The 24,916-nt window shown below is 71.0% G+C and carries 21 protein-coding genes; 14 read left to right on the forward strand and 7 right to left on the reverse strand.

What is annotated here, in order from left to right:
- Nucleotides 1–134: 134 nt before the first annotated feature.
- From FBY41_RS21265 to FBY41_RS21285, 5 genes are all read left to right on the forward strand, one after another.
- On the forward strand, nucleotides 135–869 hold the full coding sequence (locus tag FBY41_RS21265; protein WP_141846929.1) for a response regulator transcription factor: 735 nt from the start codon (nucleotides 135–137) through the stop codon (nucleotides 867–869).
- Nucleotides 847–2,526 (forward strand): sensor histidine kinase, encoded by a 1,680-nt coding sequence (locus FBY41_RS21270; RefSeq protein ID WP_141846931.1) that lies wholly within the window; start codon nucleotides 847–849, stop codon nucleotides 2,524–2,526. The genes FBY41_RS21265 and FBY41_RS21270 overlap by 23 nt, the downstream gene beginning before the upstream one ends.
- 189 nt (nucleotides 2,527–2,715) lie before the next feature.
- Nucleotides 2,716–4,815: a CHAT domain-containing protein gene (locus FBY41_RS21275; RefSeq protein WP_141846933.1), complete on the forward strand. Its 2,100-nt coding sequence runs from the start codon at nucleotides 2,716–2,718 to the stop codon at nucleotides 4,813–4,815.
- 86 nt (nucleotides 4,816–4,901) lie between these two features.
- Nucleotides 4,902–6,965, forward strand: coding sequence for an ArnT family glycosyltransferase (locus FBY41_RS21280; RefSeq protein WP_141846935.1), 2,064 nt, complete (start codon nucleotides 4,902–4,904; stop codon nucleotides 6,963–6,965).
- Between the two features lie 20 nt (nucleotides 6,966–6,985).
- Complete coding sequence (locus tag FBY41_RS21285) at nucleotides 6,986–7,513, forward strand: GtrA family protein (RefSeq protein ID WP_185749195.1); 528 nt, start codon at nucleotides 6,986–6,988, stop codon at nucleotides 7,511–7,513.
- Nucleotides 7,514–7,525: 12 nt separating this feature from the next.
- On the opposite strand, the gene FBY41_RS21290 is transcribed toward FBY41_RS21285, so the two are convergent.
- Together FBY41_RS21290 and FBY41_RS21295 are read right to left on the reverse strand one after the other, a co-directional pair.
- Nucleotides 7,526–8,560, reverse strand: a complete 1,035-nt coding sequence (locus FBY41_RS21290; RefSeq protein ID WP_260439961.1) for an MBL fold metallo-hydrolase — start codon at nucleotides 8,558–8,560, stop codon at nucleotides 7,526–7,528.
- Nucleotides 8,561–8,688: 128 nt separating this feature from the next.
- Nucleotides 8,689–10,005 (reverse strand): MBL fold metallo-hydrolase, encoded by a 1,317-nt coding sequence (locus FBY41_RS21295; RefSeq protein WP_141846939.1) that lies wholly within the window; start codon nucleotides 10,003–10,005, stop codon nucleotides 8,689–8,691.
- Between the two features lie 238 nt (nucleotides 10,006–10,243).
- On the opposite strand from FBY41_RS21295, the gene FBY41_RS21300 reads away from it, so the two are divergent.
- The 5 genes from FBY41_RS21300 to FBY41_RS21320 all read left to right on the forward strand — a co-directional run bounded on the left by FBY41_RS21300 (nucleotide 10,244) and on the right by FBY41_RS21320 (nucleotide 13,187).
- Nucleotides 10,244–10,780, forward strand: coding sequence for a toxin-antitoxin system HicB family antitoxin (locus tag FBY41_RS21300; RefSeq protein WP_141846941.1), 537 nt, complete (start codon nucleotides 10,244–10,246; stop codon nucleotides 10,778–10,780).
- A gap of 83 nt (nucleotides 10,781–10,863) precedes the next feature.
- A complete protein-coding gene (locus FBY41_RS21305; protein WP_185749196.1) occupies nucleotides 10,864–11,733 on the forward strand; it encodes a DUF4097 family beta strand repeat-containing protein in 870 nt (289 codons plus the stop codon).
- Entirely contained in the window at nucleotides 11,730–12,083 is a 354-nt protein-coding gene (locus FBY41_RS21310) for a hypothetical protein (protein ID WP_185749197.1), read from the forward strand. The genes FBY41_RS21305 and FBY41_RS21310 overlap by 4 nt, the downstream gene beginning before the upstream one ends.
- 69 nt (nucleotides 12,084–12,152) lie before the next feature.
- Nucleotides 12,153–12,785: an FMN-binding negative transcriptional regulator gene (locus tag FBY41_RS21315; protein ID WP_141846947.1), complete on the forward strand. Its 633-nt coding sequence runs from the start codon at nucleotides 12,153–12,155 to the stop codon at nucleotides 12,783–12,785.
- A 102-nt stretch (nucleotides 12,786–12,887) separates the two neighbouring features.
- A complete protein-coding gene (locus tag FBY41_RS21320; protein WP_141846949.1) occupies nucleotides 12,888–13,187 on the forward strand; it encodes a hypothetical protein in 300 nt (99 codons plus the stop codon).
- A 157-nt stretch (nucleotides 13,188–13,344) separates the two neighbouring features.
- Here FBY41_RS21320 and FBY41_RS21325 read toward each other — a convergent pair whose 3' ends face one another.
- Nucleotides 13,345–14,994: an FAD-dependent oxidoreductase gene (locus FBY41_RS21325; RefSeq protein ID WP_141847150.1), complete on the reverse strand. Its 1,650-nt coding sequence runs from the start codon at nucleotides 14,992–14,994 to the stop codon at nucleotides 13,345–13,347.
- A gap of 245 nt (nucleotides 14,995–15,239) precedes the next feature.
- Here FBY41_RS21325 and FBY41_RS21330 point away from each other — a divergent pair, with 245 nt between their 5' ends.
- Nucleotides 15,240–16,493, forward strand: a complete 1,254-nt coding sequence (locus FBY41_RS21330) for an extracellular solute-binding protein (protein WP_141846951.1) — start codon at nucleotides 15,240–15,242, stop codon at nucleotides 16,491–16,493.
- A 12-nt stretch (nucleotides 16,494–16,505) separates the two neighbouring features.
- On the opposite strand, the gene FBY41_RS21335 is transcribed toward FBY41_RS21330, so the two are convergent.
- The gene (locus FBY41_RS21335; RefSeq protein ID WP_141846953.1) at nucleotides 16,506–17,399 is read right to left on the reverse strand and encodes a phosphatase PAP2 family protein; all 894 of its coding nucleotides are present in this window, start codon (nucleotides 17,397–17,399) and stop codon (nucleotides 16,506–16,508) included.
- 70 nt (nucleotides 17,400–17,469) lie between these two features.
- Here FBY41_RS21335 and FBY41_RS21340 point away from each other — a divergent pair, with 70 nt between their 5' ends.
- Nucleotides 17,470–18,057 (forward strand): DNA-3-methyladenine glycosylase I, encoded by a 588-nt coding sequence (locus FBY41_RS21340; RefSeq protein WP_141846955.1) that lies wholly within the window; start codon nucleotides 17,470–17,472, stop codon nucleotides 18,055–18,057.
- An 8-nt stretch (nucleotides 18,058–18,065) separates the two neighbouring features.
- Here the strand turns inward: FBY41_RS21340 and FBY41_RS21345 are convergent, their stop codons facing one another.
- The 3 genes from FBY41_RS21345 to FBY41_RS21355 form a co-directional block, all read right to left on the reverse strand.
- On the reverse strand, nucleotides 18,066–19,622 hold the full coding sequence (locus FBY41_RS21345; RefSeq protein WP_141846957.1) for a phytoene desaturase family protein: 1,557 nt from the start codon (nucleotides 19,620–19,622) through the stop codon (nucleotides 18,066–18,068).
- A gap of 158 nt (nucleotides 19,623–19,780) precedes the next feature.
- Nucleotides 19,781–20,836, reverse strand: coding sequence for an SGNH/GDSL hydrolase family protein (locus FBY41_RS21350; protein ID WP_141846959.1), 1,056 nt, complete (start codon nucleotides 20,834–20,836; stop codon nucleotides 19,781–19,783).
- Between the two features lie 138 nt (nucleotides 20,837–20,974).
- The gene (locus tag FBY41_RS21355) at nucleotides 20,975–22,138 is read right to left on the reverse strand and encodes an AI-2E family transporter (RefSeq protein WP_141846961.1); all 1,164 of its coding nucleotides are present in this window, start codon (nucleotides 22,136–22,138) and stop codon (nucleotides 20,975–20,977) included.
- Between the two features lie 211 nt (nucleotides 22,139–22,349).
- Between FBY41_RS21355 and FBY41_RS21360 the strand changes: the two genes are divergently transcribed.
- The gene (locus tag FBY41_RS21360) at nucleotides 22,350–24,155 is read left to right on the forward strand and encodes a SulP family inorganic anion transporter (RefSeq protein WP_141846965.1); all 1,806 of its coding nucleotides are present in this window, start codon (nucleotides 22,350–22,352) and stop codon (nucleotides 24,153–24,155) included.
- A 42-nt stretch (nucleotides 24,156–24,197) separates the two neighbouring features.
- Nucleotides 24,198–24,860, forward strand: a complete 663-nt coding sequence (locus tag FBY41_RS21365) for a PH domain-containing protein (RefSeq protein ID WP_141846967.1) — start codon at nucleotides 24,198–24,200, stop codon at nucleotides 24,858–24,860.
- Nucleotides 24,861–24,916: the final 56 nt, after the last annotated feature.

Here is a 24,916-nt window from a genome sequence, read left to right on the forward strand (position 1 = left end):
CACGGTCGACGCGACACCTGTGGCGAGCCTGTGGCCGGGCCGTCGGTGCGCTGGGTCTTGGCCGACAGCGACTCCACAGAATTCACACAGGCAGGTGCTGGCGGTCGCACAGTGCCCACAGGTTCACTGGATACATGAGCGAGAAGACCCAGGCCGCAGCCCGACTCCAGCGACTCGACGGATCGCCCGTGCGGGTGCTCGTCGTCGACGACGAGCCCAACCTCACCGAGCTGCTCGGCATGGCCCTGCGCTACGAGGGCTGGGAGGTCCGCTCCGCCGGCACCGGCATGGAGGCGGTGCGTGCCGCTCGCGAGTTCGACCCCGACGCCGTCGTGCTCGACATGATGCTGCCCGACTTCGACGGGCTCGAGGTGCTGCGTCGCATGCGCGCCGACAACGCGAACGTGCCGGTCCTCTTCCTCACCGCCAAGGACGCCGTCGAGGACCGCGTCTCCGGGCTCACCGCCGGCGGCGACGACTACGTGACGAAGCCCTTCTCGCTCGAAGAGGTCGTCGCCCGCGTCCGGGCCCTCATGCGCCGCACGACCGTGGCCGTGTCGTCGAGCGACTCGATGCTCGTCGTCGGCGACCTGTCGCTCGACGAGGACAGCCACGAGGTGCGTCGCGGGGGCGACGAGATCCACTTGACCGCAACGGAGTTCGAGCTCCTGCGCTACCTCATGCGCAACCCGCGGCGAGTGCTGTCCAAGGCGCAGATCCTCGACCGCGTCTGGAACTACGACTTCGGCGGCCAGGCCAACGTCGTCGAGCTCTACATCTCCTACCTGCGCAAGAAGATCGACGCCGGGCGCGAGCCGATGATCCACACGATGCGAGGGGCGGGGTATGTCCTCAAGCCCGCCGCCTGACACGGTGCGTTCGGAGCGGACCTCCACGATCGCTGATCTGGTCGACGAACCCCGCCCCGAGGACCTCCCGTCGGCAGACGTCGTGGAGGTCCCTGCCCTGGCCCCGAAGCGACGGTTGCGCGAACGCTTCGCGGAGGCTCGTGGGCGCCTCGTGCCCTGGCGAGCCTGGACGCTGCGCGCCAAGCTCGTCGCATCGATGCTCGCCCTCTTCACCGTTCTGAGCCTCGCGACCGGCGCGGTGACGGTTCTCACCCTCAACAACCAGCTGACCAGCCAGGTCGACGAGCAGCTCAACCAGTCCATCCTGCGCAACCTCAGCGGCGGTCCGCTGCCCGACTTCAACGTCGCGGAGGACGACGAGCGCCGGCCCGGCGGACCCGGTGACGAAGGGCTCATCGCCTTCCTGCCCACCCAGCCGACGTCGCTGTTCACCGGCCCCGTCGGGGCGGCCACGTCTCTCGACAAGGATCGTCGCAACCTCACGTCGGCGCAGCTCTCGATCCTCGCCAACTCCGGCCTCGGTCGCGACGCGACCGACGTGCAGCTGGGCGGGAGCGCTGGAAACTACCGCGTCGTCGCGGCATACACGACGTTGACCCCGCGCGGCCTGCCGCCCACCCAGGGCACCCCCGGTGTCCTCATCGTCGGTCTGCCGCTGGCGCCCAACGAACACACGGTCCAGCGGATGGCTGCCATCACCATCACCACCGTGGCTGCCGGAATCGTGCTCGTCTTCGTGCTCGGCAGCTGGATCGTGCGGCGCAACCTCGAGCCGCTGCAACGAGTGGCCGACACCGCGACCCGCGTCTCCCGCATGCCGCTAGCGTCCGGCAAGGTCGCTCTCGCCGAGCGGGTCGACCCGGCCGACACCGACACCCGCACAGAGGTCGGGCAGGTGGGTGCGGCCCTCAACGAGATGCTCGACCATGTCGACGAGGCGCTGAACTCTCGACACCAGAGCGAGCAGCGGGTGCGCCAGTTCGTCGCCGACGCCTCGCACGAGCTGCGCACGCCGCTCGCCTCCATCAAGGGCTACGCAGAGCTGTCTCGCCGTGAGCCAGAGGAGGTGCCGACCTCGGTGACCCACGCGATGGGACGCATCGAGTCGGAGGCCAACCGGATGAGCTCGCTCGTCGAGGACCTGCTCCTCCTCGCACGGCTCGACGCCGGGCGACCGCTCGAGCAGAAGCCCGTCGACCTGTCGATGATCGTCATCAACGCCGTCAGCGACGCACACGCCGCCTCGCCCGACCACGTCTGGGACCTCGACCTGCCGCCCGAGCCGATCGAGGTGACCGGTGACACCGCGCGCCTCCATCAGGTCGCCGCCAACCTCCTCGCCAACGCGCGCACCCACACGCCCGCAGGCACGCGCGTGACGACCTCGATCCGGCAGGACGCCGACTGGGTGCGTCTGACGGTGCACGACAACGGACCAGGCGTGCCAGAAGCCTTGCAGCCGAACGTCTTCGAGCGCTTCGCCCGCGGCGATGATGCCCGCAACCGTTCGGGTGGAAGCACGGGACTCGGCCTGTCGATCGTGGCTGCCGTGGCCAAGGCCCTCGGTGGCCGGGTCGAGCTGCACAGCCGTCCCGGAGACACGACGTTCACGGTGTTCCTGCCGGCAACCCTGCCGGCGCCCACCCCTGCCAGGTGACGAACGGGGAGCCCTCCGAGGTGACGAGAGAGACACCATCGGGCTGGTGAATCCCGCTGGGCGCGGTCGCTGGCGGCCATACCGTGGAGGTGAGGGCGGGGCGTCGTTGGCCATTGCGCACCGAGTCGTGGAGTCTCCGGCGAGGTCCGACTCGCGATTCGCCGTGAGGGGGAGATCGCGATCAAGGAGATGGAGTACGACGAGTTCGAAGTCCTGCTGGAGCGCAGCGGCGACGGGTACACCGCTCGTGTCGTCGACTCCCCGACCGGGCCGGTCCCTGCCATGCCGTTCGTGCCGCCGGAGCCCGTCGGCGGGCTTCCCGCCGTGCGGCTCGGCGTTCGCGGCGAGCGGAGGCTGAAGCCTGGGACCCCGGCGCCGCCGAGCCCGAAGGAGTTCGGTGCGGACCTGTTCCGGGCCCTCTTCAACGAGAAGGCCCTCGCGATCCTCCGGACGAGCCAGTACGTCGCGGCCAAGCGCCAGCGTGGGCTGCGCCTGCGCATCCGCTTCGCCGACGCCACCGCTCTGGCGAACCTGCCCTGGGAGCTGCTCTACGACCCCGAGCGGCACTGGTATCCCTGCCAGCTGAGTCGCTTCCCGACGCTCCGCTTCGTCGACCTTCCCGAGCCGGTGCTGCCGCTGCAGGTGACCGGCCCGCTCCGGATGCTCGTCGTGATCTCGAGCCCCGTCGACCTGCCGCCGCTCGAGGTCGAGCGGGAATGGACGCTCCTGCGCGACGAGCTCGACCCCCTGGTGCGCTCCGGGCGGCTCGAGCTCGAGCGACTGCCTGTCGCCTCGCTCGAGGATGTGCGCGAGACCCTGATGCACCGGGACTTCCACATCTTCCACTACATCGGGCACGGCGGCTCCGACGAGGACACAGGGGAGGGTCACCTCGCGTTCACCGGGCCGGATGGCCGGCAACGCCGCGTCTCGGGGAGCCAGCTCGGCGTCATGCTGTCGAACTCGCCGATCCGGCTCGCGGTCCTCAACTCCTGCGAGGGAGGGCACGTCAGCGACGTCGATCCGTATGCGAGCACCGCGATCGCGCTGGTGGAGCAGGGGATTCCCGCGGTTGTGGCGATGCAGTTCCAGATCACCGACACGGCAGCGACCGCCTTCAGCCGGACGCTCTACGACGCGGTCACCGCCGGTCGGCCGGTCGACCTCGCGGTGACGTTGGCGCGTCAGGCGGTCCTCGCGGCGAGCGAGGCGGAGTGGGCGACGCCCGTGCTCTACCTTCGAGCCGTCGACGGGGTGCTCTTCGATCTTGCTGCCCCTCCCGAGCCCGCGGCCGCGGCGGCTCCCGGCCCGCACGCCGGTGCCGCGGTTCCTGTCTCCCCGGTCCCTGTTGCGGTGGCTGCGCCCCCACCTGGGCCCGCGCCGCCGGCCCAACCCCGACACGTGCGCGCCGAGGTGGTGGACGGGGTCGTCAACCTCATGTGGCAGCAGCCGCCCGTCCATGGGGTGCCCGTGCGTGCCTGGGAGGTGTGGCGCAACGGCGTGCGGCACGCGATCGTCACCCTGCCGATGGCCCTCGACGACACCCCCGGTCCGGGGGAGTACCACTACAGCGTTGTCGCGCTCGGCGACGACGAGATGAGGTCGGGCCACTCACACACGTGCACGACCTACGTCACCAAACCGCTGAGGAGAGCGTCGGCACCAGCGGCCACGCCTCCACCGCGGACGGCGCCCGTTCCGGTGCGGCAGGCGCCGCCGCCCCCGGTGCAGCACGTGCGCAAGAAGAGCCGGGCCGGCTGGATCCTGGTGGTCCTGCTCGCCGTGGCACTCGTGGGCTGGCTGTTGCTGCGCCCCGGCAACGAACCCATCGGTGCCGACGGACGGACGGGCGATAGCTCGCAGAACGTCAACCCGCCCCCGTCAGATGGACCGAGCGTCGCGGAAACGGGCACCGACCTTGTGCTCACGAGAGACCCACCGGGTACCGGCGGCGGATCGGGGGAGACGACCCTGAGGTACTCCATCTACAACGCAGGGCCTCGATCAGCGGAGAACGTCTCGATCGACGTAAGGGTCAAGGGTGAAGGAACCGTGATCACCGCGACGCTTGAGCCCCCTGGTGGAGCTGCTTCCAAGATCTGCGCCATCGTCACCGACCAGCACGCCACGTGCTTCGCCCCCGCCCAAGAGGTTCACGGCACCGCGACCTTGTCCATCCTGCTCTACTCCCAGGACCCGCCGCCCAGCCTCACCGTCCGCGTGGTGAGCGAGGCGAGCGACTCCAACCCCGACGACAACGTGGACACGTTCCAACTTCCGACGCCCTGACCCCGAGGCACCCAGAGGGGAGCTCTCATCAGGGTGGCTCAGACAGGTCATAGGCGGACCACAGCCTCGGCCCCGAGCGTGGGGTCATGGACACGATGACCCTGACCTCGCCGGGCGACCCGACATCGCCGGCGGCCGCTTCGAACACCGCGTACCCACCGACCCAGCCCACCTCCGGGTCCGCGTCGACGGGGTCCCTGCCCCCGCGCGGCGGTCGGCTGCACCGCGTCTGGCGCGGCGCCGACACCGACCCGGCCTGGGCCAGGCCAGCCCTTATGGGGGTGCTGCTCGCGACCCTCGTGCTCTACACGTGGAACCTCACGGCCAGCGGCTACGCCAACTCCTTCTACTCCGCCGCCGTCCAGGCCGGCAGCGAGAGCTGGAAGGCCTTCTTCTTCGGCAGCTCCGACGCCGCCAACTCGATCACCGTCGACAAGCCCCCGGCCTCGCTCTGGGTCATGGCGCTCTCGGTGCGCCTGCTCGGTCTCAACTCCTTCGCGATCCTCTTCCCCCAGGTCCTCATGGGTGTCGCGACCGTCGGGGTGGTCTACACGACCGTGAAGCGTCACTTCGGCGCGGCCGCTGGTCTCATCGCGGGCGTCGCTCTCGCGCTGACTCCTGTCGCCGCACTGATGTTCACCTTCAACAACCCTGACGCGCTGCTCACGCTCCTCATGGCCCTCGGCGCCTGGGCGACGATGAAGGCCATCGAGCAGGCGTCGCCGAAGTGGATGATGATCGTCGGCGTCTTCATCGGTCTCGGCTTCCTCACGAAGACCCTCCAGGTGCTCCTCGTCGTCCCGTTCTTCGGACTCGCCTACCTCGTCGCGGCGCCGACGACGCTGCGCAAGCGAATCATCCACTCCCTCATGGCCGTTGGCACGATGGTGCTGTCAGCGGGGTGGTGGGTCGCCATCGTCGAGCTCATCCCCGCCTCGGCCCGCCCGTACATCGGTGGCAGCCAGACGAACTCCTTCCTCGAGCTGACATTCGGCTACAACGGCCTCGGCCGGCTGAGCGGTGACGAGACGGGATCCGTCGGCGGCGGTGGTGGCGCTGCCGGTGGTCAGTGGGGTGAGACCGGACTCTTCCGGATGTTCTCCTCGAGCGTGGGCGGTCAGGTCTCCTGGCTCATCCCGAGTGCCCTCATCCTGCTCGCCGCGGGCCTCTGGCTGCGCGGACGGCTGCCGCGCACCGACCTCCGGCGGGCGGCATACGTCGTCTGGGGTGGCTGGCTCGTCGTGACGATGCTCGTCTTCTCGTTCATGGCCGGCATCTTCCACGAGTACTACACCGTCGCCTTGGCGCCCGCGATCGCCGCCCTCGTCGGCATGGGTGCGGTGGAGGTGTGGGAGCGCCGCGACAGCGCCGTGGCCACGGTCGCGCTGTCGGCGGCCATCGCGGCCGCCGCGACGTGGAGCTTCATCCTCCTGTCCCGCACGACGGCCTACGGTGAGTGGCTCCGGGTCTCCGTGCTCGCCCTCGGCATGGCCGCGGCACTGCTCGTCCTCGGGCTGCGTTGGTTCCACCCGCGTGCCGTGCCCCTCGTGCTCGCGGCTGCCCTCGTCGCCGGTCTCGCCGGCCCCGCGGCCTACACCGTCTCGACCACGGCCCAGGCGCACAGCGGCTCCATCGTGACTGCCGGTCCTGCAGGCTCCGGCGGCGGCCCGGGCGGCATGCGCGGCGGTATGCCGCCCCAGCAGCAGGGCCAGACCGGCACCACCCAGCCGGGTGGGGCGCCCACCGGCGGCACGACCGGCGGTGGCATGGGTGGTCTGCTCGATGCCTCGACTCCGAGCACCGCTGTCGTGGCAGCGCTTTCGCAGGACGCTGACCAGTTCACCTGGGTTGCGGCGGCAGTCGGCTCGCAGACCGCAGCCGGGCTCCAGCTGGGCACGGGGTTGCCGGTCATGGCGATCGGCGGGTTCAACGGGTCAGACCCGAGCCCCACGCTGGCGCAGTTCCAGCAGTACGTCGCGAACGGGAAGATCCACTACTTCGCCAGTGGTGGAAGGGGATTCGGCAACCAGAACGGTGGAAGCAGCTCCTCGTCCGAGATCGCCTCGTGGGTCGAGCAGAACTTCACCGCGGTGACGATCGACGGCTCGACGTTCTACGACCTGACCCAGCCCTTGTCCGCCACGTCCTGATCGAACGAGAGATGACGACCATGGCTGCTCCACGGATCCAGCTCTCCCAACAGGTGATTCGGTTTGCGGGCGTCGGTCTGGTCACGACCGCCCTGCACCTCGGCCTCTTCGCGGCCCTGGTGCGGGGCGGGGCCGGCTCCCAGCTCGCCAACGGTGTCGCCCTCGTCATCGCCACGCTCGCCAACACGGGCATCAACCGCGCCTGGACGTTCGGCATCTCGGGTCGCAAGCGACTCGCGATCCACCACGGGCAGGCCCTCGTCATCTTCGCCATCACGTATGCCGCGACGACCCTTGCGCTGGCACTGCTGGGCGTCGTGGCGCCGAACGCGAGCACCATGGTGCAGACGGGTGTCGTGCTCGTGGCCAACGTGCTGTCGACGGCGGCGCGCTTCGTCGCGATGCGCAGCTGGATCTTCACCGACCACGCTGCGGCCGAGGTGCCGACACAGGTGCCGACACAGGTGCCGACACCGGTGGCGACTGAGGTGGCGACTCAGTCGCGGTCGGACGGCCCCGAGCAGGCTTCCCACCACGGGTCCTGGTGAGCGGCGACGACATCATCGATGTCGTTGCCGCTCAGCTGGATCCGCGCCCCAACGAGCGGCGCGACCAGGCGCACCCCGCGCTCGGCAGCGACGCGACTGGCCCAGCGGATCGGCTCGCTCCACCAGTGGGTGGCGAGGTTTGAAGGTCGCCCAGTGGATGGGCAGCATGACCGAGTCGGACGTGCCGCGATTGACCTCGAGGTGCGCCTCGACCGCCTCCTGCGGGTTGAGGTGGATGTCGGGCCAGTGCACGCTGTAGGCCCCGATCGGGATGATCGTCAGGTCGAACGGACCGAGGTCGGCACCGATGTCGGTGTAGCGGTGGGTCGGTCCGGAGTCGCCACCGAAGAAGACGGAGTGCCGGGGCCCGCGGAGCGACCACGCCGCCCACAGCGTCTGGTTGCGCACGAGACCGCGACCGGAGAAGTGCCGGGCCTCGGTGCAGGTGAGGCGGATGCCCGCGACCTCGGTCTCCTCGCGCCAGTCGAGGCTCGTGATGCGCTCGGCCGGCACGCCCCACGACTCGAGGTGCAGGTCGACGCCGATCGGCACGACGTAGTGCGGCCGGTGGGCTCGCTCCAGCTGCCGGATCGACGGCTCGTCGAGGTGGTCGTAGTGGTCGTGACTGATGACGACGGCATCGAGCCGGGGGATCTCGGCGATGGTGCCGGGCACGGGGTGCATCCGCTTCGGCCCCACGACGGCCGACGGCGAGACGCGGTCACCGAAGACGGGGTCGAGCAGGAAGCGGCGGCCGTCGAGCTCGACGACGCACGTGGCGTGGCCGTACCACGTCACCGCGAGGTCAGCCGGCTCGTCGGGGTGGCGCGGCGGCACGAGCGGCACGGCGCCCTTCGGCTTGCCGCGACCGAACTCCCGCACCATCGTCGCGATGAGGTTGCCCGGCCCCTCGGCCTCGGAGGTGGCGACGATGTGCGCCGGCTCGTGCGCGCGGAACTCCCCGTCGCGGTAGTGGGGCGAGGCCGCCGCGCGGCGACGCATCGCGGCCGGGCTGGCGCCCATGCGGCGAAGGATGGGGAGCTGCACGGGGTCCTCCTGGTGGGTCACGTAGGGGCCGTCGGGTGGCCGCCCCCCATTGTCGTCAGCGAAGCGCCTGTCGCCGGAGTTCCCGAGCCCTGCACGGCCCGGGCCGACGAACTGCTCTTTCGATGGGGTCAGTCGCGGTCGTCGGGGGCCGAGCACGCCTGCCACCAACGGGTGGAGAAGGCCTCGGCGACGGTCGTGGCGTCACCCGTCGTGAGGTCGACACGCTCGCCGACGCGGGGGCAGGCGACGGGGACGCCTGCCTCGCCGGCGGCCCGCAGGAGGCGGCGGATCGGCTCGGCCCACCAGTGCATCGACAGGTTGAAGGTCGCCCAGTGGAGCGGCACGAGGAGCGACTCGCGGGCGGCGGTCTGCACGGTGCGCGTCGTCGTCGTGCGCTCGCCCTCCTCGTGGGTGCCGCCCGGGGTGTCGATGCGCTGGTCGCCCTCGATGAACGCGTCGGCGACGCCCGCATGGTCCTTTGTGAGCGCCTCGGCCTCGTCGCCGATCCGGTTGACGTCGCGGTGGGCCGCGAGCGCCTGCTCGGGATCCATGTGGATGTCGGGCCAGAACGAGTCGTAGGCACCGATGGGCATGAGGGTGAGGTCGAAGGGGCCGAGGTCGGCGCCGATGGCGGCGAAGCGCTTGGACGTGCCGGAGTCGCCGGCGAAGTACGCCGAGTGGGCGGGACCGTGCAGGGCCCAGCCGGCCCAGAGGGTCTGGCTGTCGACGAGGCCGCGGCCCGAGTTGTGCCGCGCCTCGGTGCACGTGAGCCGGATGCCGGCGACCTCGGTCTCGTCACGCCAGTCGAGGGCGGTGATGCGCTCCGGCGGAACGCCCCAGGCGAGCAGGTGGGCGTTGACGCCGAGCGGCACGACGTAGTGCGGCTGGTGCGTCTCCTCGAGCTTGACGATCGACGGCTGGTCGAGGTGGTCGTAGTGGTCGTGGCTGATGAGCACCGCGTCGATCGTCGGGATCTCCGCGATGGCACCGGGCACCGGATGCATCCGCCGCGGCCCTGACCGCCGGATCGGCGAGACGCGCTCGCTGAAGACGGGGTCGATGAGGAAGCGCGCACCGTCGATCTCGAGCACCGAGGTCGCGTGGCCGTACCACGTCACGGCGAGGTCGCCGGGAGTCTGCGGCGGGCGGGCCGCGACGACCGGCACCTCGCCGACGGGCTTTCCGCGGCCACTGACGCGGATCGCGGCGATGGCAGCGCTCGTCTGGGCGCGCACCCGCGGCCGGAGGGAGGGCTCCTCGCCCTCGAAGCGGCGGCCCGTGAAGTTGGGGGAGTCCTTGACGAACGGCAGGATCGCGGCCGGTGACGCCCCCATGCGGTCGGTCACCCGGAGGAACTGACGGGCTCGAGTGCGTGAGGAGACCGCCTCGATCGCGTGCGAGACGGCGCGCACGGCCGGACGGTCGGAGGTTCCGAGGCTGCGCATCGGCACCCTTTCGAGGGAGGGGAGTGCTGGTGTCGGCGGCTCGCACCGCGCGCTCTCGAGCGTGGCGTATGCCGTCCGCTTGAGAACGTACCCCCCGCGGGAGTGCAGCCATCGACGTCCGCCGGCGGACGGCATACCGATGGGGGGATGCGGCCGCGAGACAGGCGCGGACGGGCTGACGCGCTTTGATGTCGGCATGGTGTTGACATGACATCATGATGGTGTCACTGTGGTGCACATGGACATCACAGAGTACGTCGACGCACTGCGTCGGGATCTCGCCCAGGCGGCCAGGGCGATGGGACCGGAGACCGAGCAGGCCGCCGAGCGCATCGGCTTCGCGCTCGACTCCTCGGCCCGCCTCGCCCTCATGGATGCGCTGTCCCACGCAGCAGCCGAGATCACGAACGAGCTCGAGGGCATCTCCGTCGAGGTGCGGCTCCAGGGCCGCGAGCCGGTCTTCGTCGTCGTCGGGGGTGGCCCCGAGGCGGTGGCGGACGCCGACACCCAGACCATCCGCACCGATGACACCGCGGTGATGTCACCGGAGGACGCGGGTGACACGGCACGCATCACGCTGCGCCTATCCGAGCAGCTCAAGGGCCGTGCCGAGGAGCTCGCAGCCCAGCGCGGGCAGTCGCTCAACACATGGATCGTCGGCGCGGTGCGCGCCGCCGCCACGCCCGGCGTGACCGTCAACCTGGGCCCGATGGGGCCCGGCGCTCCCGGTCGCAACCGCTCCTCGAACAAGCGCGTCCAGGGCTGGGTGCGCTGATGCGGCCCGAACCCGGCGGCCCTGCCGTCACCGCAGCGCCCACCATCTCGCACACTCCAGACTTCGACCGAAGGGACACCACGATGAGCACCCCCCTCGAGACCCGCTTCGAGACCACCGGACCGATCAGCCTCAAGGTCGAGCTGCAGCAGGGCGACCTCTCGCTGCGCGCCACCGCCGGGCCCACCACCGTGGTGCGCCTCGTGCCCCGCGGCAAGAACGGCGCCGAGCTCGCCGAGCGCTTCACCGTCGAGTCGCGCGGCGATGCCGTCGTCGTCCTCGCCCCCAAGGAGCGCGGTTCCGTCTTCTCCATCGGCAAGCGCGATGCCGTCGACGTCGAGGTCGACCTGCCCGAGGGCAGCATCCTCGACGTGCGCAGCGGCTCCGGCGACGTGCGCGGCACCGGCCGCTTCGGCGACACCCAGGCCGTGACCGGCTCGGGCGACATCGCCTTCGACGACCTCGGGACTGCCGAGCTCAAGTCGGGCTCGGGAGACCTCACGGCCCGCGCGGTCAGGGGCGAGCTGAAGGCCAAGACGGGGTCGGGCGACATCAAGATCGAGGCGGCACACGGCGCCGTCGACCTCCTGTCGGGCAGTGGCGACGTGTCGCTCCGTCGCGCCGAGGCGCCGCTGCGTGCCAAGACGGGCTCCGGAGACGTCACGATCGGGGCATCGGCCGCGGACGTCGAGGTCGTCACCGGCACGGGCGACGTGCAGCTCGGGGCGGTTCACGGCGGCGAGGTGCGAGCCAAGACCGGCACCGGCGACGTCGTGATCGGCGTGGCAGCGGGGGTCGCGGCCTACCTCGACCTCAACACCGTGACGGGCGACGTGCGGATCGACCTCTCCGAGGCCGACGGTCCGGGCGACGCCGAGGCCCAGACCAGCCTCGCGGTGCACTCCGGCAGCGGCGACATCAAGGTCCGTCGCGCCCAGGCGAGCCTCGCATGAGCACCGCAGGCACGGGACTGCACCTCTCTCCGCAGGAGGCGCTCGCCCGAGACCTCATCATGGAGCGTGTGGCGGCGCGCCACCGGGCGCAGCGGCGGCACCGCCCGAGCCGCGCTGCGGTGCTGCTGCGGTCGCTCGCCGACCGCCTCGACCACACCGACCACACCGACCACGCCGACCGCTCCGACCACACCGACCGCTCCGACGCCGGCCGCGCAGAGCGGGCCGCCGGCTCCGGGCCCGGCTCAGCCCTGGACTCACCTCGACCGGTTCGCCACGACGGCCCGCACCCCGGGCAGCCGCGACCGTGGTCGGCCACCGTGCGAGCTCCCCACCGGCACAGCGGCTGAGCCACCCGAGAGCCCACCCGAGAGCCCACCGACACGGCGTCGGTGGGCTCCCGTGCGACCATCGAAGGCGTGTACGTGCCACCGCCCAACGCCATGTCCCAGGCCGATGTCGCCGACTTCCTCGAGGTGCACCCGGCAGGCCGCCTCGTGACCGTCGGACCCGACGGCCGGCCCGACGCCACGCTGCTGCCCGTCATCGTCAGCGGGACGAGGGTGGTCGCGCACCTCGCTCGGGCGAACGAGCACTGGCGGCGCATCGCGCCGGGCGCCCCGGGGCTGCTCGTCGTCTCCGGCGCCGACGCCTACGTGTCGCCCGGGTGGTATGCCTCGAAGCAGGAGCACGGCCGGGTCGTGCCGACGTGGAACTACAGCGAGGTGCAGCTGCGCGGCACGGTGACGGTGCACGACGACCCGGAGTGGGTGCTCGACGTCGTCACGAGGCTCACCGCCCGCCACGAGCGCAGCCGTGAGAAGCCTTGGGCCGTCACCGATGCGCCGCCCGCCTATTTGCGCGGTCAGCTGCGCGCCATCGTCGGCGTCGAGCTCGTCGTCGAGGAGGCGACGGCCGTCGAGGGCAAGGCGAAGCTCAGCCAGAACCGCTCCGACGCCGACCGCCGGGGCGTCATCGCCGGCATGCGAGCGGAGGGCAACCCAACGGCATACCGCGTGGCCGACGAGATGGAGCGGGCGCTGGAGGGCTGACCTCCGCGACGAATGCCCCTGTCTCCCAAACGATCTGCAGGCCATCGGAGACACATCGGGACGACACAGACGGCTGACAGCCGCCGGCCCGAGGCTCGGGACATGGACACGACACCCAGCCCCGAAGCCACCCCGCCCACCACACGCTCGGCCCTGCGGAGGGGTCTCAGCGCTGCCGGCGCGGCCGTCGTCGTCGCCTTCGTCGGCACCGCCGGTCTCGGCGTCGCCCAGGCCCAAGCCGCCGGGGTGTCGACCGGGCTGTCGTATGCCGCCCAGCCCGGCACGCGGTCAGGGCGCCCGCCGCATCCACCGCACCAGGCCAACCACCCGGCGAACCTGCCGGCGGCCACGACGACGGCCTATCGCTACTCGTTCCGCGACGGTCAGCTCATCCGGCTCTGAGGGCCGTCCGAGTTGCTGGGTGACCGTTTGGACAATCGAAAGAGCAGTTCGTCGCCGTCCAGCGCGTCCGCGCGGTCGCGTCAAAGGGCGACGAACTGCTCTTTCGATTGCGGGGAGGAGGATCCGCGCGCCCTTCCGACCGGCGCCCGGCGCGGCGTCAGGCCTCCGAGAGCCACGCGTGGACGAGCGGCACGACGGAGGCGCCCTCGCCACTCGCGGCCGCGACCCGCTTCATCGAGCCCGACCGGATGTCGCCGGCGGCGAAGACCCCCGGCAGCGTCGTCTCGAGCGACCCGGGCGGCAGGCCGTCGCGCCAGTGCTCGGGCGGCACGTCACGGCCCGTGAGCACGAAGCCTCGGGCGTCTCGCGCGACGGAGTCGGGCAGCCAGTCGCAGTGCGGCTCGGCACCGAGCAGGAGGAAGAGCCCGGAGCAGGCGCGACGGGTGTCACCCCCGGCAGCGGTGTCCCGCACGGTGATCCACTCGAGCCGTCCCTCGCCGCCGACCTCGACGACCTCGGAGCAGGGCTGCACGGTGATGCGGGGGTTGTAGGCGATCTCGCCGATGAGGTAGGCCGACATCGTCGACTCGAGGTCGGGCCGGCGCACGAGGATCGTCACGGAGTCGGCGAAGCGGGCGAGGTGGATCGCGGCCTGTCCTGCCGAGTTGCCGCCCCCGACGACGACGACGTCGTTGCCCTCCATCTCCCGGGCGGCCGTCATCGCGCTGCCGTAGAAGACGCCGAGCCCGACGAGCGGGTCGACGCCGGGCACGCGGAGGCGGCGGTACTTCACGCCCGCCGACACGACGACCGAGCGGGCCCGCACGTCGCCGCCCTCGGTGCGCAGCAGGTGCGGGGTGCCGTCGACGCCTGGCTCGAGGTGCGTCACGGGCCAGCCGCTGAAGAAGCGGGTGCCGAAGCGGATCGCCTGGTTGCGCGCCCGCTGCGCGAGACGCATACCGGAGATGCCACGGGGGAAGCCGAGGTAGTTGCGGATCATCGACGACGTGCCCGCCTGGCCGCCGACAGCCTCGGCCTCGAGCACGACGGTCGTCAGGCCCTCCGAGGAGGCGTAGACCGCGGCCGCGAGCCCGGCGGGGCCGGCCCCGACGATCGCGACGTCGACGACCTGCTCGAGGTCGATGTCGGCGGGCTGGCCGTAGATGCGCATCGCGACGTCACGGACCGACCGCGGGGACGTCGGCAGCTGGTCCATCGCCTGGACGACGGGGAACTCCGGCTCGCCCTCGAGACCGGCGAGCACCTCGCGGCCGACCTCGCTGTCGGGCGGGTAGACGCGGTTGGGCATTCCCATGCGGTCGAGGTAGTCGCGGATCGAGAGCGTCAGGGCGTCGGCAGCCGGCGAGACGATCCGGACGGTGGCCACCTCCGGGGTCGCGACGGTCGAGCCCCAGTCGGAGAGGAGCTCGCAGACGGCCGTGTGGAACTCCTCGTCGCGCACGCCGCGGGGCATGAGCAGGTAGGCGTCGTACTTCCCCTTCGCGAGGCCGGCACGCAGGGTCGGCGCGTCGGTGAGGAAGCGCGACCAGTGCGCCGCGATGAGTCGTCTCGCCGTGGGCACGACGGTGCGCCAGCGGGCGAAGGCCTCGAGCACCGACGCGTCGGGCAGCTGCGACTCCGAGACGAACATCGCCACCTGGCCGCCCTGCTCGCGGATGGAGGTGGCGACCTGCTCCGCCTCGGCGGTCGAGGTCGCGGTGCGAAGGTCGTAGTCGCGGGCGTAGCGACCGAACTCGTCGAGCAGCTCGGGCGCCCGGGTCTCGGACACGAGGATGAGGGCCGGCATCACCCGTCGATCGTAGGCACGAGTGCCCCCCACGCGTATGCCGTCCGGTCGGCTTTCGACGATCACCGGAGTTCTCGAGGCGGCTGGCGGCCGGACATCGAGGAGATTGTCGCGGCGTGGTGAAGATCGCACCGATTCTGCGGCGAAGCCCCCTCAGACATGCCACATTTGGGGCGTGGCCGAAGGTTGAACGCCCTTCGCCTCGAGCGAGTGACCCCTCGGAACACCAGTCGCAGGAGAGATCGATGTCACCCAAGACCAAGCGCAGCACGCTTTCTCTCGCAGGCTGCCTCACCGCAGCGCTGGCTCTCGCCGCGTGCGGCGGCAGCTCCGATACGGGGTCGAGCGGTGCATCGGCACAGCCGGGGGCGAGTGGTCCCGTCACGGTCACCTACATGATCGCCTCCACCGACCCGAACGACGTCAAGGTGCACCAGGACGCCGTCGCCCCCTGGGAGGCGCAGACCGGCAACAAGGTCAAGATCGTCTCCGCCACCGACATCGACCAGGAGCTCACCAAGGGCTTCGCCGACGGCACGGCGCCTGACCTCTTCGACACCGACGCCGAGATCTTCCCGACCTACGCCAAGGCGGGCAACCTGCTCGCCTACGGCGACCAGCTCGACATGAAGGGCGACTTCTACCCCAACCTCGTGCAGACCTTCACCTACAGCGACAAGTTCTACTGCGCGCCAAAGGACTTCACCACTCTCGCCCTCGTCCTCAACACCGACCTGTGGCAGCAGGCCGGTCTCGGCACCGGGGACGTGCCCAAGGACTGGTCCGCCCTCGAGTCGGTGGCCCAGAAGCTGACGACGGGCAGCGTCAAGGGCCTCGTCATCGGCGACACGAGCGACCGGGTCGGCGCCTTCATGAAGCAGGCCGGCGGATGGATCGTCAGCCCTGACCAGACGCGGATGACCGCCGACACGGCGACCAACCTCACCGGTCTCACCGAGGTGCAGAAGCTGCTCGCCAACGGCTCGGCGTCCTACCCGAAGGGTGTCGGCGCGGAGACCGCGACCCAGGCCCTGGGTGAGGGCAAGGCCGTCATGACGATCGAGTCCACCTCGATCCGCGCCGCCATGAGGAACGGCTACCCCACCCTCAAGTGGCAGGCCGTCGAGCTGCCGGCGGGGCCTGCGGCCAAGGGGACGCTGGCCTTCACCGAGTGCTACGGGATCGCCGCCAAGAGCAAGAACCAGGCCGCCGCGATCGACCTCGTCACGTACCTCTCGACCAGCGACCCCGCCATGGCCCTCGCGACCGGCCTCGGGGTCATGCCCTCGATCAAGTCCGCTGCCGCGGCGTACAAGGGAGCCTTCCCCAACGACGCCGCCTTCATCGCCGGGGCGGAGTACGCCCAGCTGCCCGTGTCGGTCGCGGGCATGGTGCCGGTGCTCGAGGACTTCGACGCCCAGGTGGCCACGCTGCCGAAGGGCGATCCCAAGGCGATGCTGGAGAAGCTGCAGCAGGAGGGCACGGCTGTCTTCCAGTGAGCGCGGCCACGATCACGGAGTGACCGTGGCGCGGTCGGACGACGCGCTGCTCCCGCCCCGCTCGTCGCCCGCGCCGGCCTCCGCCGGATCGCCGCGGTCGCGCAGGGTCAGCCAGAGCCGATGGGAGGTGATGACGGCGAGGGCCCAGGCGAGACCGATGAGCCAGCCCGCGACGACATCGGTCAGCCAGTGGTGGCCGAGGTAGACCCGTGAGAGCCCCATGAGCACGACGAAGGCTGTGCCGACGGTGACGGCGAGGACCCGCTGCCACGTGGCGGTCGTCTCGATGAGCAGCAGGTAGACGACGATCGTGATGAGGACCGTGGCGTTGAGCGTGTGGCCGCTCGGGAACGAGGGCGACACCTCGAGCGGGGGCACCGCGAGGGCGGCCGGCGGCCGGGCCCGGTCGACCATGTCCTTGCCGACGACGGTCATGGTGACCGAGCCGGCCGCGGCGATGAGGGTCAGCACGACGGGCGTCCACGAGCGCCGCCAGAGCGCGATGGCGATGACGCAGACGCCGGCGATGATCGGCATCCCCACCGCCCCGCCGAGGTCGGTGAAGGTCGTCACGGCGCTGTCGAGACCCGGTGTCCGCTGCGTCACCATCGCGTCGAGCACGGGCTGGTCGAGCCCGGCCAGGCCGTCGCGCTCGGTCACGCTCTCGTAGACCTGCTCGGTGCCCTCGACGAGCAGCGCCATCAGCCCGAGCGCGACCACCGCGAAGATGACGAACGCGAGGTGGGCCGCCGACCAGTCGGCCACCCGGCCGACTGCCGGACGCACCATGCGAGCGAGTGCGGTGAAGACCGACACGAGCCACCGGCCGAAGCGGGTGTGCCATGCCGTGAGGTCGCGCGCACCGATCGTGTCGTCGGGCGTCTGCGGGTGCATCGGCTCTGCCATGTCCTCATCCTTACCCGCGAGACCCGAGCCGCTCCACCGGGCCTGTCGGGGCGTGTCCTAGGGTCGCGACATGACGGTCGTTGGTGCTGACGGGCTCGCCCGACCCCAGTGGGCCGCGGTCGACCCGCTGCTCATGGACTACTACGACACGGAGTGGGGCGTGCCGGTCCGCGACGAGCGCGGCCTCTACGAGCGCATCTGCCTCGAGGGCTTCCAGTCAGGGCTCTCGTGGGCGACGATCCTGCGCAAGCGCCCCAACTTCCGGGCCGCCTTCGCCGACTTCGACCCCGACATCGTCGCGGGCTACACCGAGGTCGACGTCGAGCGGCTGCTCGGTGACGCCGGCATCGTGCGGCACCGCGGCAAGATCCAGGCGACCATCACCAACGCGAGGGCCACCGTCGCCCTGCGCGAGGAGGGTGGGCTCGTCGACTTCGTGTGGGGCTTCCAGCCGTCCGACACGCCCCGACCGCGCGACTACTCCGAGGTGCCCACGGTCTCGGAGGAGTCGAAGGCGTTGTCGAAGGCCTTGCGCAAGAAGGGCTTTGCCTTCGTCGGCCCCACGACGATGTATGCGCTCATGGAGGCCGTCGGCATCGTCGACACGCATCTCATGACGAGCCATCGCCGGGGCAGCTCAGGCGTCTGGCCCTCCTGACGGAGATGTCAGGAGAGCAGAGCCCGCGCTGCGTTGTGCCCCGGGATGCCGCTCACGCCACCTCCGCGGCGCGCGCCGGCTCCCGCCAGCAGCACGTTGCCGTATGCCGTCTCGACACCCCACGTGCCCACCTCGGCGTCCTGCTCCGCCCAGGGCCACTGCAGAGAGCGGTGGAAGATGTTGCCGCCAGGCAGCCCCACGCTCTGCTCGAGATCGACGGGGCTCTTGACCTCGATGCACGGCTCGCCTGCGGCGTCTCGAGCCACGACATCTGAGATCGGCTCTGCGAGAACGGAGTCGAGTGATCGCAGGGTCGCCTCGAGGGCGACTCGAGTAGCGGTCTCGTTGTCGGCCCGGAAGAGCCGCGCCGGCAGGTGCAGGCCGAAGAGGGTCAACGTCTGCGCGTCGCTGACCGCGAGCTCGGGCCCGAGGATGGAGCGGTCGCTCAAGGTGTGGCAGTAGATCTCGCACGGCGGAAGGTCGGGGATGCGTCCGTCGGCCGCCGCGGCATACGCCCGCTCGAGCTGGGCGTAGCCCTCGTTGATGTGGAACGTGCCCGCGAAGGCTGCCGCCGGCTCGGCCGTGGCGTCGCGGAGGCGGGGGAGCCTGGTCAGGAGCATGTTGACCTTGAGCTGGGCGCCCTCGACGTCGGCCTCGGTCGCGATGGGCTGGGCGCCCGCTGCGGCGAGCAGCCGGTTGAGCACGGCGGGGGCGCAGCCGGCGACGATGGTGGAGCCGGTGGCATGCCCGCGGCCCGCGGTGCCGCCCGCCCACGCGACCTCGCCCGTCGAGGGGTCGACGGAGGTCACCTCAGCGCCCGTGAGGATCGTCGCACCGGCTGAGACCGCTGCTGCGGCAAGGGAGTCGGTGAGGGCGCCCATGCCGCCGATCGGCACGTCCCAGTCGCCGGTCCCCCCGCCGATGAGGTGGTAGAGGAAGCAGATGTTCTGCCGCAGGTCGCGCTCGCCCAGCGACGCGAAGGTGCCGATGAGGGCGTCGGTCGCGATGATGCCGCGCAGCGTGTCGTCGGTCGTGACCGACTCGATGAGCTCACCCAGGGGGCGGGACGTCAGGGCGTCGAAGAGCTCGTCGTCGTCGACGAGGGCGCGGACGTCGGCATGCGAGCGCAGCGGCGTGAGGACGGTGGGGAAGACTCTTTCGGCGAGGCGCGTCATCCGGCCGTAGAAGTCGGTCCAACCCGTGTGGGCGGCGTCGGAGCCGGTGAGGGCCCGGAAGGCCGAGCGGGTGCCGGCCTCGTCGACGTTGTCGACGAGCAGCCCGCGGTCGGGGTCGCTCGGCACCGGTGTGTAGGAGGAGTAACGCCGCCGGATGAGCCGCAGGTCGAGGTCGAGGTCGGTGAGGATCTGTCGAGGGAGCAGCGAGACGAGGTAGGAGTAGCGAGACAGGCGGGCGTCGACGCCGCTGAAGGCTCGGGCCGAGACGGCAGCGCCCCCGACGTGGTCGCTCCGCTCGAGCACCAGCACCGAGCGGCCGGCCCGGGCGAGGTAGGCGGCCGCGGTCAGGCCGTTGTGTCCGGCCCCGATGATGACGTCGTCGTAGTGCACCCCCTCACCCTAGGAGACCCTCGACTCGCCCCAATCGAAAGAGCAGTTCGTCGCCCTCCCGCGCGACCGCGCGGGCGTACTCGGCGGCGACGAACTGCTCTTTCGATTGGCGACGAACTGCTCTTTCGATTGCTGTCGGGGGCCGGCCCCGGCGGTGCTCAGCTGCGCGCGGCGAGCTGGCGGGCGTCGTAGAGACGGTCGGCGGCGTCGATGCTCGCTCGGCTCGACAGGTCGACCCCGGCGCGTGCGGCAGCCGCCTTGGCGGCTGCCGTCGTGAGGTCGGGGGCGACGATGCGCTCGGGCGTGATCGTGCGATCGGCGGCGGCATACCGCTGGGCGTCGCGGGCGAGCGTGGCCGCGGACTTCTCCGCCTTGGCCGTCGTGGCGGCCACGCTGAGCGTCGTCGTCAGCCCGAAGGCGGGCTTCGTCACGACGGCGTAGCCGTCACGGTGACCCGCGATGTTGGGGTGGTAGCTCTCGCTGACGGGGCTGGACAGGCCGTTGATCCACTCGACGTTGTCGCACACCGCGTGCCCGACGAACTTCGTGGTGGGGTTGGCGAACTGGAAACCCGCCGCCGCGGCCGCGGTCTGCGTCTTGCTGTTGAGCAGGTCGGCGGTGGCGTTGAGCCGCGACTCCTCGGTGGGGGAGAACCACGTGAGGGCGTTGCAGTCCTCGCCGTTGAAGATGCGCGGGTAGCCGACGGCGATGACGCGCGCGGTGGGCGCCTTGCTCTTGATCGAGGAGTAGAGCGTCGTGAGGCGTCCCGGGAGGGTGTTGGTGATGAAGCTGTTGGCCTTGTCGATCGCGCCGTAGCAGTTGCTCAGCCAGCTCGGCTGGGCGCACGTCGTCAGCACGTTGGCGAAGCCGGCGTCGTTGCCGCCGACCGAGATCGTCACGTATGCCGTCGTGCTCGTGAGCGCCGACAGCTGGGTGTTGGTCACGTCGGCGACCGTCGCCCCCGAGCAGGCGCGGAAGGTGAGGGCGAGGCTGAGTGCCGACGCGTCGAGCGAGGGGTAGGCGTAGACCGAGCGCTGGCACGACGTGCCGTCGCTGATGTAGGTGCGGGTGCCGACCCCGGACGAGTACGAGTCGCCGAGCGCGACGTAGCTCGTGCCGGCCGCGGTGGCGGGCGAGCCGAGGGCGAGGGCCACGGCGGCTCCGGTGAGGGCGGTGACTCCGGCGGCGGCGAGACGAGAGGACAAGCGCTTCACGACACACTCCTTTGTGGATCGGGGGACTTGCTGCGGCAGGCCGGCGACACTCCTCGAGCTCTCCGTCGACGCCTCGGCGGGACCGCGTCGTCCCCACGGCGTCCTGTGTGTCTCACGTCCTCTACCGGACAGTAGGGCTCAGGCGGTGGCCCCGCCAGCGGAAACGACGGGATCGCCCGCCGACGGTTCGGAAGGCTTGTCGTCGACGATCGTGTGGGCCGCGTGCACGGTGTGGTCGCGCTGGTCGCCCAGCAGCGCGCCCACCCAGAGCGACTGCGGATCGACGTCGACGAGCACCGCCTTGACGAGCAACGTGAGCGGCACGGCCATGACCGCACCGATCGGGCCGAGGATGCCGGCCCACACGATGAGCGAGAGGAAGGTGAGGGTCGCCGACAGCCCCACGGCGTCGCCCACGAGCTTGGGCTGGATCACCGACTGGATGACGAGGTTGACGACGCTGTAGAGCACGATGACGGTCAGGGCGAGGCTCGGTCCACCCTCGAGCAGAGCCAGCACGGCCGGCGGCACGAGGCCGATGAGGAAGCCGATGTTGGGGATGTAGTTCGTGATGAAGGCGAGCAGGCCCCACAGCACCGGGGCCGGCACACCGAGCGCCCACAGCAGGAGCGTGTCGATGACGGCGACGGCGAGGCCGAAGATCGTCGAGACGAGCAGGTAGCGCCGCGTGCCGTGGGTGAAGCCCGACATCGCCGCGACGAAGCCGGGGCGCTCGTCGCGCAGCCGGTCGAGCGCGGTCGTGAACGAGCTCGCGTCCATGCAGGTGAAGAGCACGAGGGTGAGGATGAAGGCGAGGCTCGTCACGGACGAGAGCAGCCCGGCCAGCAGCCCGCCGAGGAAGCCGACCACCTTGCCGAGGTTGAGCGAGGAGAGCATCGTCCCGGCCTGCTCCGGGGTGACCCCGAGCGAGGTCAACCACTGCTTGACGTCGTTCGTCAGCGCGGTGGCCTGGTCGGCATACTGCGGGACGATCGCGGCGAACTGTGCGACCGAGACGACGAGCAGTGCGACGAAGGCGACGACCCCAAGGGTGACGGTGAGGATCGCGGCGAGGGCTCCCACCCAGGTGGGCAGTCCGCGGCCGACCAGGTAGGTGCGGATCGGCGCCACCGTGACCGTGAGGACGAGCGCGAGGAACGTCGGGGCGATGACGGACGAGAGGCGGTTGAGCCCCACGATGAGCACGAACGCCGCCGCGATCCCGACGATGATGATGAAGCCGCGCGGCAGCAGGGGGTGTGGTTCCCGTCGTGCAGGCAGCGCAGCAGGGTTCGCGCCCATTGATCTCCGTCCGTGGTGACCCGGCCGACGTCGGTCGCCGACCACCCGACCAGCGTCCCAGAGCGCCGCCCCGCCACTCTCACCCTCAGCGGGTGAAGGAGCGGCGCACGGCCGCGCCCTAGGTTTGAGGAGGCGGGCGGCGCGCCCGTCGACGGCCGGCCCGGACGGCCACGCCGGCTGCACGAGGAAGCGACCGTGGGGGCTCGATGACATGAGCGACGAACCGGTTGGCGACGAGGCCGCCGGCGCCACGGCTCCCCTCACTCGACGCGCGCGCCGCGAGCAGGAGCGGGGGAAGCGGCGGAAGATCCGCGTCCGCCCGGAGGCCTCCAGGCGACCCGACCGCAAGGGGCTGAGGCGCGACGCGACAGCCGGGCTGGTGCTCGGCATCGAGAGCGTTCCCGACGGTCTGGCGAGCGGCCTGCTGGCCGGCGTCAACCCGTTGGCCGGGCTCTACGCCTACCTCTTCGGGATGGTCGGGGCGGCTTTCGTCACGAGCAGCACCTTCATGGCGGTGCAGGCGACCGGTGCGATGGCGCTCGTCGTCGCCGACGCGGGGCTCGGCTCGAGCCCCGACCCGGAGCGCACCCTCTACACCCTCGCCGTGCTGACCGGCATCATCATGATCGCCGCCGGGCTGCTCCGCGGGGGCACCCTGCTGCGCTTCGTGCCGACCGCGGTCATGACGGGCTTCGTCACCGCAGTGGGCGTCAACATCGTGCTCGGCCAGCTGGGCGCGTTCACCGGGGCCGAGCTCGAAGGGTCGGGTCGGGTCGCCAAGACGATGGACCTGCTCCTGCACCCGGGGCAGATCGACCTCCCGTCGCTGCTCGTCGGGGTCGTCACCATGGCGGGGATCGTGCTGCTCCAGCGCACCCGGTTGGGCGCGATGGGCCTCGTCGTGGCCGTCGTCATCGGGTCCGCGCTGGCGGCGTGGGTGAACTGGGCCTTCGGGGCCGAGGTGCAGATCGTCTCCGACATCGCCGACGTGCCGCACTCCTTGCCGACGCCCGTGCTGCCCTCTTTGTCCGACGTTCCGGACCTGATCGTCCCCGCGTTGTCGCTGGCATTCATCGGGCTCGTGCAGGGCGCTGCGGTGTCGGCCGCGATCCCGAACCCCGACGGGCGCGTCTCCGACCCCACGCGTGACTTCGTCGGGCAGGGCGTGGGCAACATCGTGGCAGGGCTTTTCCGCGGCATGCCGGTCGGCGGGTCGATGTCGGCGTCGGCCCTCGTCGCGGCGAGCGGCGCGCGGAGCCGGTTCGCGCTCCTCTTCGCGGGCGGGGTCATGGCCATCGTGCTCCTCGCCTTCGCCGACGTCGTCGGGCTCGTGGCGATGCCCGCGCTCGCGGCGCTGCTCATCATCGTGGGGGCTGGGGCCATCAAGCCCGCACGGGTGCGGTCCGTCATCAAGACGGGCCGGTTGCAGACCGTCGTGCTCGGCGTGACGTTCGTGCTCACCCTCGTCGTGCCCGTGCAGTACGCGGTGCTCCTCGGGGTCGCGCTCGCGATCGTGCTCCACGTCGTCGAGCAGTCCAACCGCATCCGCGTGACCCGGCTGCTCATCGAGGACGACGGGCGTATGCGTGAGGTCGACCCCCCGCCCACCGTGCCCGCGCACGCGGTGGTCGTCCTCCAGCCGTACGGCAGCCTCTTCTTCGCGAGTGCCCCCACCCTGCGTGACCGTCTCCCGGTGGCCGACGCGAACAGCGAGGGGTCGGTGGTCATCCTCCGGATGCGTGGCATCGACGAGATCGGCCTCTCCCTCATCGGGGTGCTCAAGGAGTATGCCGCGTCGCTCGCCGCCCACGACTGCTCCCTCATCCTGACGCTCGGCAACGACCGGGTGCTGGGCCAGCTCCGGCACGAGGGTCTCGTCGACGCCCTGGGCGAGGGCAACGTCTACATGGGCACGGAGTGGCGGGGCGAGACGGTGCGCCGGGCCTATCGAGAGGCGCTCGAACGCGTTGACACGCCCGGCAATCGGCCCCCGACGGAGCCGCTGGACCTAGGCTGACGGCATACGGGCTGTCGGTGCCCACTGCTGAAGGAGGACGTCGTGGGGTTCCCCGAGAACGTGCTGGCCAAGGGAGAGAAGGTCGAGCGCGACCTGCACCCACACTGGCTCACGGTCGTCGTGCCGACCATCTTCGGGCTGCTGCTCGCCGCAGCCTGCGTCTTCATCGTCATCCAGACACCCGACGACGACACCGGCAACCTCATCCAGTGGATCGCCGTCGCCGTGCTCGTGCTCGTCGCGATCCCGGCGGTCGTCGTGCCCTACTTCCGCTGGCGCACGACGCACTACGTCATCACGAGCCACCGGGTCATGGTGCGCCGCGGCATCCTCACGAAGCAGGGCAAGGACATCACGCTGTCGAAGATCACCGACGTGAGCTTCCAGCAGACGCTGCTCGACCGGATGATCCGCGCGGGGTCGCTGCACATCGAGTCGGCCGGTGACAGTCCCGACGAGAACCTCACCAACATCCCCAACAGCAACGTCGTGCAGCAGCTCATCAACCGGCTCATCGACGAGGACGACCTGCGGCGTCGCCACGGTCGCGGATACGTGTCCGAGGCTCCCGAGCCGTCTGCCGGTGAGCGCGACCTCGGCGGGGCCGACACGACAGCCGCGCCGCAGGGCGAGCGGGCCCCGCGGCCCGAGCTGGCCGAGGAGCGTCGCCGGGCGCCACGTGACCTGAGCGGCCCCGGCGACTGAGGGGGGCTCTCCGGCGCAGTCCCTGCCGGCACCGCCCGGCTCGTGGCACAGTCGGA

Source organism: Humibacillus xanthopallidus, from assembly GCF_006716675.1.
GTDB lineage: Bacteria > Actinomycetota > Actinomycetes > Actinomycetales > Dermatophilaceae > Humibacillus > Humibacillus xanthopallidus_B.

Excerpts from the sequence above, each read along its gene's own strand:
- FBY41_RS21355 (WP_141846961.1), bottom strand. The coding sequence starts at position 22,138 with ATGGGCGCGAACCCTGCTGCGCTGCCTGCACGACGGGAACCACACCCC.
- FBY41_RS21335 (WP_141846953.1), bottom strand. The coding sequence starts at position 17,399 with ATGGCAGAGCCGATGCACCCGCAGACGCCCGACGACACGATCGGTGCG.
- FBY41_RS21300 (WP_141846941.1), top strand. The coding sequence starts at position 10,244 with ATGGACATCACAGAGTACGTCGACGCACTGCGTCGGGATCTCGCCCAG.
- FBY41_RS21295 (WP_141846939.1), bottom strand. The coding sequence starts at position 10,005 with ATGCGCAGCCTCGGAACCTCCGACCGTCCGGCCGTGCGCGCCGTCTCG.
- FBY41_RS21320 (WP_141846949.1), top strand. The coding sequence starts at position 12,888 with ATGGACACGACACCCAGCCCCGAAGCCACCCCGCCCACCACACGCTCG.
- FBY41_RS21270 (WP_141846931.1), top strand. The coding sequence starts at position 847 with ATGTCCTCAAGCCCGCCGCCTGACACGGTGCGTTCGGAGCGGACCTCC.
- FBY41_RS21265 (WP_141846929.1), top strand. The coding sequence starts at position 135 with ATGAGCGAGAAGACCCAGGCCGCAGCCCGACTCCAGCGACTCGACGGA.
- FBY41_RS21325 (WP_141847150.1), bottom strand. The coding sequence starts at position 14,994 with ATGCCGGCCCTCATCCTCGTGTCCGAGACCCGGGCGCCCGAGCTGCTC.
- FBY41_RS21360 (WP_141846965.1), top strand. The coding sequence starts at position 22,350 with ATGAGCGACGAACCGGTTGGCGACGAGGCCGCCGGCGCCACGGCTCCC.
- FBY41_RS21285 (WP_185749195.1), top strand. The coding sequence starts at position 6,986 with ATGGCTGCTCCACGGATCCAGCTCTCCCAACAGGTGATTCGGTTTGCG.
- FBY41_RS21280 (WP_141846935.1), top strand. The coding sequence starts at position 4,902 with ATGGACACGATGACCCTGACCTCGCCGGGCGACCCGACATCGCCGGCG.
- FBY41_RS21340 (WP_141846955.1), top strand. The coding sequence starts at position 17,470 with ATGACGGTCGTTGGTGCTGACGGGCTCGCCCGACCCCAGTGGGCCGCG.
- FBY41_RS21305 (WP_185749196.1), top strand. The coding sequence starts at position 10,864 with ATGAGCACCCCCCTCGAGACCCGCTTCGAGACCACCGGACCGATCAGC.
- FBY41_RS21310 (WP_185749197.1), top strand. The coding sequence starts at position 11,730 with ATGAGCACCGCAGGCACGGGACTGCACCTCTCTCCGCAGGAGGCGCTC.
- FBY41_RS21275 (WP_141846933.1), top strand. The coding sequence starts at position 2,716 with ATGGAGTACGACGAGTTCGAAGTCCTGCTGGAGCGCAGCGGCGACGGG.
- FBY41_RS21330 (WP_141846951.1), top strand. The coding sequence starts at position 15,240 with ATGTCACCCAAGACCAAGCGCAGCACGCTTTCTCTCGCAGGCTGCCTC.